Below are 13009 nucleotides of genomic sequence, written 5' to 3'. Positions count from 1 at the left end.
TTTAAATGGGCTACAAACTGCTATTACCTGTGGATTTTAGATTGACTTTATTTTTCATAGTGCAGTTAAGTTTGAAAGTCTCTAGGACTAACTATTACTTATTTTTTATTCAATGCTATATAATCAAAAACCAAATTACACAAAGCATTCATTCCGGTGAGGAAAGCGCTGTCTTCAATTAGGAATTGTGGTGTGTGATGCGGCCCGACAGTATCAGGATCTTGCCTTTTTTTCATACCGCCCACGAAGAAGTACAAACCGGGTACTTTTTCTTGATAGAATGAAAAGTCTTCAGCACCGGTTACTGCAGGCACTAAATTTACGTTTTCTTTTCCGGCTGTTTTTTGTAAGGATGGCAACATAGCTTCGGTTAATTCAACATCATTAAAAGTCACCGGATTATAAGACGAATAAGGTAATTTCACTTCAGCGGTTGCGCCTGCGGCTTCGGCCGTTTTGGTAACAATTTGCCTGATGCGTTCAAATACTAATTCTTCATCAGATTTACTGAATGTTCTGATGGTTCCCAACATTTCAACTTCTTCCGAAATAATATTATGCCGATTACCGCCGTGGATTGAGCCAATTGTCACTACTGCAGGATTGTGAGTTAACTGAACATTCCGACTCACAATCGTCTGCAAACTATTAATGATTTGGGCCGAAACTACAATCGGATCAACCGATTGCCATGGATAAGCACCATGCGAAGGCTTACCTTTTACGGTAATTTTCACATCAGCCGAAGAAGCCATAGTTCCTCCGGGATGATAATTGATTTTGCCCACTTCTGTTCCGGCGCTCAAGTGCAATCCGAAAATGACATCGACATTTGGATTTTGCAAAACACCTTCTTTTACCATGAGTTCAGCTCCGCCTTCTTCCCCTACCGGTGCGCCTTCTTCTGCAGGTTGGAAGATGAATTTCACCGTTCCTCTTAACTCTTTTTTCATTCCGGATAATATTTCGGCTACACCCATTAAAATGGCTACGTGTCCGTCATGACCGCAAGCGTGCATTACACCGGTTTCTTTTCCGTTGTAAGTGGTTTTTACTTTTGAAGCGAATGGCAAATTGTTGTTTTCTATTACGGGTAAACCATCCATATCGGCTCTCAAAGCTATCACAGGTCCGGGTTTGTCGCCTTTTAAAATGCCAACAACGCCGGTTACAGCAACTCCGGTTTTTACTTCTATCCCTAATGATTGCAAATGCTTGGCAATTAAGGCTGCTGTTCTGATTTCACGGTTTCCAAGTTCCGGATTTTGGTGAATATCATGTCGCCAATCAATCACTTTTTGCTCAATTTGAGTAGCTTTTTTGGCTATGAGTTCGCTGTAGTTACTTTTTTGTGCGGTGGTTATTTTGAAACAAAATAAGAATGTGATGAGAACAATTTTTTTCATAATATAAATTTTAAGGCTTTTGTAACAATTCTAATTTTGCTTTGGTTTCGGGGTAGTCTTTTAAGGATAATGCTTTTTTGAAATTAATAATGGCATTAGGTTTATCAGCAATCGCGACATAATAATCTCCCAATGAATCGTAAACATTAAAGCTTTCAGGATAGTTTTTTACATTCATTTTAAAAAAATATTCGGCTTGATTAAATTTCTTTTGACCTAAAACCTCATAACCTAAGCTGTTGACAATGCCTTCAGAGGGCGGAATTGTATATCCCATTTTAGTAGAAACATTCTCAAAATGCTTTTCAATTTTTTGCGGAAATGATAAACCTTCGCTCATAAAATCTTCCATAGTTAAATCGAGTTTAAAGAACCCGAAGAAAAAACGAAAAGCATCATATTCTGCTATCAACGGAAGAGAGTTATGGGAATCATCAGGATAGTATTTAGACTTATAATTAAGCTGGTTTTGGGCATTCGCTTTAAGGTGTTTGTCTAATGCCAAAATAGAGCGAATGTGATCAGAATTTTTAGTCGTATCTTTTTCTACAGTTTCAATGGTCATATTGGGATCCAAAGTATTGGCTATGCCCAAATACAAATCGATTTTGTCAAACTTATTTTGGGCAAGTTTTACTTTACAATCCTTCAAAAACTTCATTTTGTCCCACCACATGCTTGGGTCAATGGCGACATAGGCATTGAATAAACTCGTGTAATTAACCATCGCATTGATTACTGTCAATCCGCCTAATGAATGTCCGATTAACATTCGGTATGGTGCGGTTTGGTACTTTTTTTCAATGTAGGGAAATAACTCTTTCTCCATAAAGGCAAAAAGATTTGCATTGCCACCTGTATTTTTAGCCGCTTCAGCGTCAAGCATAGGTAAATCTACTTCAACTTGTGTTGGCGATAAATCTCGCATCCTACTAGTATTTGAAATCCCAACAATAATCATTTCAGGCATTATGGTATTAGCCGATAATTGCTCCATCATGCCCACGACCGAATTAAAATGGGCTTCTCCGTCTAACAGATATAAAACGGGATATTTTTGCTTAGAAAAAATTTGGGCCGAATTGCCATTGGGAACATAAATTCTGAGTTCTCGGTCTTCGTTTAGGATTTTTGACTGAATCTTTTCAATGGCTCCAATGGTAATCTTATTATCGGTTTGCGCCATCGTTACCAATGGAATAATGATTAAAAGAAGCGCGATTAATGACTTTCTCATTTTGTTGAATTTAATATTAAAATTACATTTCCCTGCCAACCGGATACAATAAATAACGGTCGTCGTAATATTTTGTTTTACTGTAAAACCAAGTCATTATGGCGTTTGGATTGTTGGCAAACTTGGTATCGTTTTTTTTCTTTTCGGCAAATTCTTTTTGCAACTCGGGTGAATCTTCCAGCATTTTTTTCATCGTTGGTTCCAAAACATAAGCTTCGATGTATTCCGTACGTTGGAAAATTTGATGAAAAAAGCCCCAACTCAAATACGAATCGGGTGATTTTGGTTCCAATAACATTATCGCCAAATCACCTAAGGGTTGGTCTGTTGAAATATAAACCGAACCTGCCACAAAAACTTGTTTTCGGGTTTCAGGAATTGGTGTTCCTTTAACTTGCATATGTCCTTCAAAGGGTACAGTATTACCACCGTCATTTTGGAATTTAGCCTCTTGAATTCGGTACATTTCTACGGTTACTTCACGGGGTTGTTTTAAGGTTTCCATTTGTATGCCGTGTAGTTTCAATCGCGCTATTACTTCAGCACAAGTTGGCGGCAAAAAATAGCCTTTCGGACGAGAAACAAAATCTACGCCTTCTGTACCTTTATAATTGGGAATAGTCATGGTTATGGGTTTGCCGGTCCATTCAACATAATCCGCATTGGTCACTGATGATTTGACTATTCTTGATTCTATTCCTAAAAGTTTTAAACTATCCGGAACTGCTCCCGAATCCTCTTTGACTTTAACATTTGATTGGTGTTCAAAAGTGGCTGCCGATTTCATTTCAGGTACTTTCCATTTTGTGGGAAGCGATGCTTCTCTTTTGGCTTTATCAGACAAAGTGATTTCTTTAAGTGATTTTCCTTCGGTGGCCAATAATTTCAAAGTGCTTTCCAGCAACACATAAGTTCCTAAAACCCTTTGTTTAAATGGTTTTAAAGAATGGTTTTCTACAAGAATAGAGGCCATATGTCGCAAATCACCATAAGCATCAGAGAATCGAGGTTCACCCATTAACAGCATATTGCCTTGCGAAAAATCACGGTCATTGACCGCAAATAATAATTGTCCGGGAATATGTCCGCTGGCAGCTAAATCTTTATCCGCATGTGTTTTATATTTGGTGGCTAACCAATTGGAAATACCTTTAGAATAGCCTTGTCGTCCCAATCCGCCAAAAGTAATGTCATACTGATAATCGGCGCCATCGGTAACGTGAATATCCATATAAAGCAACGGATTGTATTCATTCATCACATTGATTACGGCGCGAATTTCATTGGTGTCAACCTTGGCGTAATCACGGTTTAAATTTAAATTTTGGGCATTGGTTCTCCAACCCATATTTTGCGGTCCGCGTTGGTTAGGTCGGTTAAAAGACGAACTTCTTTCATGTCCGTCAACGTTCAAAATCGGAATGAATAAAAAATTCACTTGGTTTAAGAGTTCCTTTTTGTTGCCAAAAGCAATATCGCGCAGTAACATCATTCCGGCATCATTGCCGTCAATTTCTCCCGAATGAATTCCGGCCTGAACGAATAACAAAGGCTTGTCAGATTGTTTTAATGCAGTAGCAGTAACCTCTTTTTCAGAAGAAGCAATAATCATATAAATGTCTCTGCCTTCGACGCTTTTCCCAATAGAAATCATGCTTAGTAAGGGGGAAGCATCGGCTAATTTTTGGAACCAATTCATAGTTTCATCATAAGTTGGCGTGGTTATAAAATCGGCTTTTTCTGTTGGTGTTATCCAAGGATTATTGGCTTTGGCAATTAAGGATTCGCTTTTTCCATGCCACTCTTGAATCGGTGGCAATATGGATTGTGCTGAAATTTGTTGTGCCAATAAAACACTGATGGTGATAACTCGTAATCCCATATTACTGATTTGAATTTATTCTGAATACTTGCTTTTTCTTGTAAGTTAAAGAGCGCCAAAGCCATTCTATTGGTCCGTATTGGAAATTTTTCAACCAAATAGTACTTAAAATGATTTGGAAAACGAATACTAAGATAGCAAAAAGCGTGTAATAAACCGGCCCAACTTGCCCCAAATAACCCAATCCGGCACCGAGGAAAACGAAATTCCCTATCAGCGAATGCATTAAGTAATTGCTAAAGGCCATTTTGCCAACAGGCGAAACTAAAAGCAACACTTTGTGACCTATAGTTTTTTGGAAAACCAACATCAAAATGCCGACATAAGCCAACGCCAAAGGAACAACACCAAGTGCATAAACAATAGTTTCGTACCAACCTTCTATTTTTAAATCGAAATAAGCGTCTCCGGGTGCCGACATGTATTGCGCCAATTGAAAATTAGCCGGTAAACCGATTAGCAATCCAAGACCTATAATCCAATAGACTGTTTTTTTGTTTTGGGCCAAATTCTTGTAAAAATCAGAACGACCGATTACATAACCAATTAAAAACATGCCCAATACTTTTGGAATTCTGCTCACAAAGAATAAGTAGCCGTAACGGTAAAAGAAACCCGCAATATTTCTTTTGAGATGGTCAAACCAACTTGCGTGCTCCAAAAAATCCATTCGTTTTGTTTGATCATTAATTCCGGCAAGTTGTTCACTTACGTTATCACCTGTTTGATATAACAATTGTGCGGGGTAATTTAGAATTGGAAAGGTCATTTTTAACCAATACAACAATATTGGGGAAAGAATTAGAATAACTCCTGTAATGAGTAATGTTTTATTGGAAAATTTTCGGAGTGGTAACAATATAAATCCAAGCAAAGCATAAAAGAAAACAATATCACCTATCCAAATGAGTAAGTGCATTGCGCCGAGCAATAACATAATTCGGAGTCTTCTTTTAATAACAGGCAAAGCATCAACATCTTTGGCCAAACCGCGTTTGATTTGCAAGGCAATTCCCCAACCAAACAGTAAACTAAAAATAGAATAGAATTTGCCTTCAATAAACATATGATGCAAAAAACTCATAGCATCGTCTGAACCTTTCAGTAGCCATGGTCCGATAGCGTCATCTGAGCCTCGGTAATGACTCAGAAAATTCAGGTTAGCAATAAATATCCCTAAGATGGCAAAACCACGCAAAGCATCCATAAAGATTTCGCGTTCGTGATTTTGAATTGGGGCGTTGGTTTCCATATTTTTTTATTTAGTGTTTAATTGATAAAATAGACTTTCTTAATTTTTCCGTTTTCAATGTGGTAAATGGCAATAGCTTCAATGAATTGATTTCCAAATTGTACGCGTTCTTTATCAATGACAATATTGCCTTGCACAATTCTTGCTTTTAATTCGCAATGCAAATTGGTTACCGACTTGAACATTCCGGCATAACCTTCTCGCATCTTATCTTTTCCTTTAGATTGTAGTTCGTTGGGATAATTGTAGATTTCAACATCATCAGCATAAGGTTCCAAAAAAGCCTCCAAATCTCTGAGATTGTAAGCATTTAATTGGCGTTGCGCTAAAGCTTCCGGTGTTTCCGGAATTAAATCCGACGGATTAAAAACTACGCCACGATTGATGACACGATTGATTTTTGTAATATTATCGAGGTTTTCAATCGGATTGTTGTCCAATAAAATCAAGTTGGCTTTTTTACCAATACTGATGGTTCCGAATTCATTTTCTTTATTCAACACTTTGGCGCCATTAATCGTTGATGCCTGAATGATTTGCCAAATGCTCATGCCGCTATTTTGCATGGCTTTTAATTCTGCCAAATAAGAGGAAGCATGTAAAGTGCCAATATTTCCAGCGTCAGTTCCGGTGGCAATGGTAACGCCTGCATCAGACAACTTTTTTAGGTTTTGACTGCAAGTGATATTTTCCTTGGCTGACATAGCTATATAGGCTTCTGAATTCACACTTTTTTTATAATTATTGATCAGCAGTGTATCGGGTAAATGTTTTAAATCTAATAAAGAACCCAATTGAAATGGGTCAGATTTTAATAAATCGTGGTTGGTGAATTGCAATTTTTGACCAAAAGTATTGACATAACCATCGTGCACTATTAAAGTTGGGCATAGTATGGTTTTGTTTTTTTTGAGTAACTGCACAAAATCGTCTTTCAGCAGTTCGTCATCTACGCTATGGACTAAAAAATCGCAACCGACTTCTACAGCTAATTGCGCTGTGATTCTTTCTGTGGCGTGAACCGCAACTTTCAGTTTGTTTTTATGGGCTTCCTCAATTATGGCTTTGATAATGGGTAAATTCTTTCTGGCGCTGGCTTCAATTCCATCTTTGTCACGAGCAGTGATGTACCAAATTTTGATAAAATCCGGATTTAACGGTAACTGATTTTGGACCATTTTAATTCCATCTTCAACAGTTTTGACTAAATTAAACGGTTCGTCTTCTTTTAAATTTTCATAGACTGATGGTTCATATGTTGTGGCCAAAGGGCCTGTCATATAAACGGTTGGCGCAAAATCTTTAGTTGCGAACTCTTTTCTTTGTTTTAAAAAACTATAAGTTGCTCCAACGTCGATAACCGTTGTAATCCCATTTTGCAAATACCTGCGTAATTTGTCTTCCATAGTGTTATGCGCCAAATCGATTTCTTTGTTATAAGGCATTTCGCTTCTAAAATCAATGGCATCCGGACGCGTGTATAATCCGCCATTTTGAAAGAAATGAACATGGGCATCTACCAATCCCGGCAATAGAAATTTGCCTTTACCATCAATTACAGTAGCGCTTGCGGGAATCTTTATTTTACTACTCAATTGAATATTAGAAATCAAATCTTTAGTAATTATTACCGTTTGATTTGGAACTAGTTTTTGTTTTTCTACATCGGCAATCGTTACGTTAGTGATGTAGGTTTGCGCCAAAAGTAAATTACATGAAATTAGCAATACGAAGTTTAGTAGTCTTTTCATAATACTTAATTTATTAAGGTTGTTTTATAAATAGCTGAGCCACCATTTTTCTTTGTGGGATTGTTTATAGGTATCAAATTTTTTACACAAAGGATATAGCAGTATAATCACTAAAATCCAAACGCTGTAAACTACCCAAAGCGGAAATCCATACCCTTTTAGAGAAGGTGATTCCGTCACCCAATCTTGTAAAATCATGATGCGCCAACCAAATCCTGAAAGTTCGGCAAAGAGTAACGCAATTAGGTGAATTAGATAAATATGTATAATGTAATAGAAAAAAGGTACGCGTCCAAAAGTGCTGAAAAAGGCAACCACTTTGCCTTTTATTTTTTCCGTGTTTGCTAAAATTAGCAGTGTGGTTCCCAATGTCATTAGCAAGTATAACAAGGAAGGCGGATATTTAGAAGGATTAAAGAATGAAATCAAATCTTTGGTTATAGTTTCATAATCTTTAAAAAGAACCGGATCTCCGTATAAATTAGTAAATCTTAAAATTATAAAGGTGATGATTGCTAAAATACCTATTAAGTTAAACAGCTTTTTCCTTTTTACAACTTCAAATGATTTGTCATAAAAAGAACCAAAATAATACCCCAACGCCATTACGGCAATCCACGGAATAATCGGATAACCAACAACAAACTCAACACTATCGGTAAGCTTGAAAAAAGCAAATTCATGGAGTATTGCCCAAAAAACATTTCCTTCAAAATGGATTGTATTTAAAAGATTGTGTCCAAAAATGAGCAGCAAACTAAATGCTAAAATAGCTTTCCGCGGTAGATGAATTAAAGCCGCTAAAACGATCATACTGATACCTAAAGACCAAATTACCAGCAAACCCGGACTTCTAAAATAAACATCAAAATACCAAGCAAAATTGACAACAGTCATTTCGATAAAAACCAACCAAATACCGCGTTTTAAAAGAAAACCGGATAATTCAGATTTAGATTTTCTCATGCCAACCATAAAAGCGGAAGTCCCGGCAAGAAAACAAAATGCAGGAGCACAAAAATGGGTTATAAATCGGGTAAAGAAAATGGGGAATGACGTTTGTGTGGGATCGGTTGGATCATAAAAGAAAGCCGAGTAATGAAAATAATCTCTCACATGATCGAGTGCCATAATGATCATTACTAAACCTTTTAAAAAATCTATAGATTGTATTCTTTGTTTTGTAATTGTTTCTATCATTTTACAACACTATTTACTTCAATCCAATACCCATTCGGATCTTGAAAATATATCTGTTTGACTCCGTCAGCTCTCAAAGTAACTTTATTAGTAACCCCCGGCCAATCCGAATAAGTTATTTTCTTCTCCTCCAGCCTTTTGATAAAGTTATCAAAATTTGATGTTGAAAGTGCAAAATGAACCGCTTTATTTAAAATAACCGGTTCTTTTACAATAGAAACCAGGTGCAACTCTTTTCCTTCTCCAAAGGAAAACCAGCGAATACCTTCGATTTTAGTCTTATTCGTGATTTCTTCTAACCCTAAAACTTCGTTATAAAAAGCAGCGGATTCGTTAAGATTTTTTACAGACAAGGCTAAATGATTGAAAGAGAACGAAACAGTTTCTTGTGCTTGAATAACCCCAAAAAACAAGAATGGAACTAGTATTAAAATTATTTTTTTCATATTGGTTGAATTTTATATTTAAACCTTTGTTAAACTCACTATTGTGCCTCGTTTTTCTATATCGCTATTTTCTAATTTAACTACTCCTTCCACTTGCTTACTAATATTTAAAAACTGCAACAGTAACCATGCAAATCCAATCATAATTGCAAAACCCAACAGTGTGATTTCCCAACTGAAATTGGCCTTTATCGGACCAATTAATGCGGCTAAAGCTATTCGCCCAAGATTGGCAATAGTCATGTAAAGAGTGAATTGGCTGGCCGAGACTTTTTTCCAACAGCATTGCATGGCAATGGCAAAAAGACCAATAGAAGCAAAAACATTCATTATATTAAATAGTAGCATAAAGGCATAAATAAAAGTTGCATTAACCCAATAAGATTTTACAAAAACCAAAGTTACAGTTGAAGCTATCAGGATGAAAAAATAGATATTCATCATTAGCTTTTTTCCAAATTTATCAATCAAAAAGCCACCAATGACCATCCCGCTAATTCCACCGATTAGGGTTGCTGTTGCATATACTTGGGAATATTCGAGATTGCTCCAGCCCAATTCAGTTACTGTGAAAATGGGTAACAAAACATCAAGATAATTATAAGAACCCTGAGTTGTGAAAGCTATTAAAGCCAGTATTAAAGAATTCCGCAAACTAAAAACACGGTATAAAGATTTGAAAATAGCCGTCCAATTGGTTAGTTGCAGTTTTTTTGTTTCTGGTGATGCTTTTCCGGTAGCCCAAGGCACTATTTTCTCGTCTTGTCTTTCTCTTACAAATAACGGAACTAACATAATAATTCCAATCATTGCTGCAAGCGTTATTATAGAAACGGTAAAATTGTATTCATTCAATAACCAAGTTCCCAAGGCGAGTGTAGTAGAAATGGCCACCATTTTTGAACCCCACATCAAACCATTAGCACGAGCTTGTTGGTCGACCGGGATTATATCTACAGCCATTCCATCGGTAGCCACATCTTGAAAAGCACCAAAAAAAGAAACAATAAAACCTGCAATCATAAATTGGTTGAGATTATTTAATGGATCGGGAACATTAGCCATATAAAGGCAACTTAAAATTAAACCCAATTGTCCTAAAAGTACCCAAGGTCTTTTTCGACCCATAGGTAAATAAGTATAGCGATCCATAAGTGGCGCTACTATAAATTTAAAACTCCAAGGCAAGCCACAAGCTACTGCGAAACCCGCTATTTCCCCCGGAGTTTTGCCGTTCATTGCCATCCAAGCCGGAATACCATAAAACAACATTCCTTCGGGAATGCCCTGTGCAAAATACAAAGCAATGAAGTGGAAATAACGAAGAGTGGAGTTTTCCGAAAGTGAGGGAAAAGCTTTTTTGGTTTTAATTGAAAGGTTTAAGGTTGAATTCATAGACTTAATTATTTCGCCTCAGTATCGGCAAGTTTTTTAGTATCTACATATTGTTGAAAAGCAACGACTTTGCCGTCTTTTAGCGTCCAAAGATGTGCCACTTGAGCATCAAAAGCAGTTCCGTTTTTCTTAAGTTTTCCTTGGTAACGCAATGTCGCTAAAACTTGATTGTTGGTCATGTCGTGCAATTCAATATTGACCAATTTAAAATATTCGTGTTCGGCACCAATACGGGTAAAAACACCGTTTAATACAGCTTCCGGTCCAATGTAAGGATTGCCATCGGCGTATTTATTGCCTTCAGCTTCATTCCATATCACTTTTTCGTCTAAACGGATCAATACTTTTGGAATATCTCCAACGGCAAAGGCTTTATACAATCCATCAATAATCCCAACATTTGCCGGATTAGAAGTCAATCCCAATTGTTGCATAAAAACGGTATTATCCATAAAGTCTTGCTCTTGTAAAATCTTTCCGTTTTTCATTTTCACAAGTGTTACGCCTTCTATGTTACGCCTTCTATCGGTTGCCGAAATACCGAAGAAATTACCGGTGTGTTTTCCTTTAAAACTCCAATGCTTTACTATTTTATCGCCTTGACCGAAAACATCAACTATGGTGAATTGCACCTCCGAAAATCCGGTTATAAAGTTTTGATAATAGGCTTTAAATTTATCGATACCAACAATATTTTCAGGACTGGTGACCAATGTAATGCCAGTATCAAAATTATCACTGTTAATTAAATTGATTTGTCCTTTATTGATGATGTTATCCCAAACTTGAGTGTACATTTTGATGTCTTTTTCAGTGTTGCTTTTTTGAGAAAATGCAGATGAAATGCTCAAGATGATGATTAAAAATATTAAGATTACTTTTTTCATAATGGTTTATTGTTGGTTTCTAAATGTTTCTTTGACCGGACGAAATGAAATCCCTAAATCTCTTTTAGCCAAGTCATTTTTATAAACTATTTTGGCACTTGAAACAGGTTCTCTCCCATTCAGCATTTCGTGCATATCAGACACTTTATAAGTCTCGCTACTTAGCAAATAATCTTTGCCGTGCAAACCTTTAGTAATAGTAGCTTTAAAAACTGCCTGAGCAACATCTGCGACGTCTACCATAGCAAACGGGACATCATTTTCATATAAAAATTGGATAAAATCATTGGGAACGATTTTGTTTTTAATTAAAAATTGCAATCCGTTTGAAGTCGAATCTTCACGATTTGACAATGCTTTTCCCATTACAGCTACCGGAGAAACGGAAGTAATTTCGAAAGATAATTTCGAATTGTTTTTTATAAATTGTTCTACCACCTGATTAGCTATGAATTTAGCTTGTGCATAAGGATGGCTTTCGGTACTAGTAAATCTTTTGTCAGTTTCGTCAAAAGTGTCGTAGAAATCCTTTCCTTCGGCGGGTAAAGGAAAATTGGTGTTCCATCCGGCTACGGAAGCAATTAAAACTACTTTTTCAATGTTCTTAGTTCTCTGAATTGTTTCCAAAAAGTTTATGGTTCCGTTAATCGTTGGGGCAAACAGTTCCTTTTCAGCATCTTGAAAATCCAATACAAAAGGAGTTCCGCCGTGGATGACATAATCACAATCGGTTACAAAATCTTCCAATTGCTTACTATCTGTCACGTTCAGCTCACTGATGTACAAATTTTCAGTGTTTGGAAACAGCATCAAGTGTTGGTATTTGTCTTCTCGGGTAATATCTGTAGCCGATACTTTTACTTGGTAACCGGTTTCTAAAAATAGTTTGGTGATAAAGCTTCCAATATAACCTGAACCACCGATAATGCCAACTTTTTTCATCTTTAATTCAATTAAAAAAAACCTACAAGACGCTTGAAATCTTGTAGGCTTTCTGAATTAACAATTGTTATTTTGAAATAGTATCGGTTGGCTTCACAGCAACTTCAGGTTGGTTTATCAAATCCATCATAATTGCTGAATTATCCCAATAACCATATTCTTCTACGATTTTGCCATCAATAAAACGCGCGGTATTGTGAAACGGAACTTCATATACTTTACCACTTGATTTGAGCGTTCCTTTCCACAATCCCCAAAAGTTAACCCAAGTTTCTTTCTTGTCTGTAACGACCATTTCATATTCTTCATTTTCTACAACCCAATTGAATAAGGCTGCATCATCTTGATTTTTTTTAATGGCTTCTGCCACTGAAATGCCTTTCTTTTTGACAACATTGTTGGCTATTTTGGCAGTATCGGCATAATGATTTGGAAATTCATCCCATTTTTGGGTTTTATAAGCTTCCATTAATTTTTTGTACGAATCGATTTCAGGCGATTGTTGGGTGTAACGCTTTTCTTGATTACAAGCGCTAAGCGAAAGAACTATTGCAAGTCCTAAAAGAATTATTTTTTTCATACTGTTTGGTTTTTAAGTAAAGCCCTCAAAG

General features: G+C 36.6%; 11 protein-coding genes. All 11 read right to left on the bottom strand.

Going from position 1 to position 13009, the window contains the following annotated elements; translation table 11 throughout:
• Positions 1-98 precede the first annotated feature (98 nt).
• The 11 genes from ICG50_RS07640 to ICG50_RS07590 all read right to left on the bottom strand — a co-directional run bounded on the left by ICG50_RS07640 (position 99) and on the right by ICG50_RS07590 (position 12978).
• Positions 99-1406 (bottom strand): amidohydrolase, encoded by a 1308-nt coding sequence (locus ICG50_RS07640; protein ID WP_187660319.1) that lies wholly within the window; start codon positions 1404-1406, stop codon positions 99-101.
• A 10-nt stretch (positions 1407-1416) separates the two neighbouring features.
• On the bottom strand, positions 1417-2643 hold the full coding sequence (locus ICG50_RS07635; RefSeq protein ID WP_187660318.1) for an alpha/beta hydrolase-fold protein: 1227 nt from the start codon (positions 2641-2643) through the stop codon (positions 1417-1419).
• Between the two features lie 22 nt (positions 2644-2665).
• The gene (locus ICG50_RS07630; protein WP_187660317.1) at positions 2666-4525 is read right to left on the bottom strand and encodes a M14 family metallopeptidase; all 1860 of its coding nucleotides are present in this window, start codon (positions 4523-4525) and stop codon (positions 2666-2668) included.
• Position 4526: 1 nt separating this feature from the next.
• Positions 4527-5777: a DUF418 domain-containing protein gene (locus ICG50_RS07625; protein ID WP_187660316.1), complete on the bottom strand. Its 1251-nt coding sequence runs from the start codon at positions 5775-5777 to the stop codon at positions 4527-4529.
• A 17-nt stretch (positions 5778-5794) separates the two neighbouring features.
• On the bottom strand, positions 5795-7528 hold the full coding sequence (locus ICG50_RS07620) for an amidohydrolase family protein (RefSeq protein WP_187660315.1): 1734 nt from the start codon (positions 7526-7528) through the stop codon (positions 5795-5797).
• A 24-nt stretch (positions 7529-7552) separates the two neighbouring features.
• Positions 7553-8728: an acetyltransferase domain-containing protein gene (locus tag ICG50_RS07615; RefSeq protein ID WP_187660314.1), complete on the bottom strand. Its 1176-nt coding sequence runs from the start codon at positions 8726-8728 to the stop codon at positions 7553-7555.
• On the bottom strand, positions 8725-9174 hold the full coding sequence (locus ICG50_RS07610) for a VOC family protein (RefSeq protein ID WP_187660313.1): 450 nt from the start codon (positions 9172-9174) through the stop codon (positions 8725-8727). Before ICG50_RS07610 ends, ICG50_RS07615 begins: the two co-directional genes overlap by 4 nt.
• Before the next feature lie 18 nt (positions 9175-9192).
• Positions 9193-10569 carry an MFS transporter gene (locus ICG50_RS07605; protein ID WP_187660312.1) on the bottom strand — a complete coding sequence of 459 codons (1377 nt, stop codon included), beginning with the start codon at positions 10567-10569 and terminating at the stop codon, positions 9193-9195.
• An 8-nt stretch (positions 10570-10577) separates the two neighbouring features.
• Positions 10578-11456 carry a nuclear transport factor 2 family protein gene (locus ICG50_RS13130; protein ID WP_246448728.1) on the bottom strand — a complete coding sequence of 293 codons (879 nt, stop codon included), beginning with the start codon at positions 11454-11456 and terminating at the stop codon, positions 10578-10580.
• Between the two features lie 6 nt (positions 11457-11462).
• Positions 11463-12398 (bottom strand): NAD-dependent epimerase/dehydratase family protein, encoded by a 936-nt coding sequence (locus ICG50_RS07595; RefSeq protein ID WP_187660311.1) that lies wholly within the window; start codon positions 12396-12398, stop codon positions 11463-11465.
• Positions 12399-12465: 67 nt separating this feature from the next.
• Positions 12466-12978, bottom strand: a complete 513-nt coding sequence (locus ICG50_RS07590) for a nuclear transport factor 2 family protein (RefSeq protein ID WP_187660310.1) — start codon at positions 12976-12978, stop codon at positions 12466-12468.
• Positions 12979-13009 lie beyond the last annotated feature (31 nt).

It is taken from the genome of Flavobacterium buctense (assembly GCF_014486695.1).
GTDB lineage: Bacteria > Bacteroidota > Bacteroidia > Flavobacteriales > Flavobacteriaceae > Flavobacterium > Flavobacterium buctense.
This window is presented reverse-complemented; position numbering and strand designations above follow the sequence as displayed.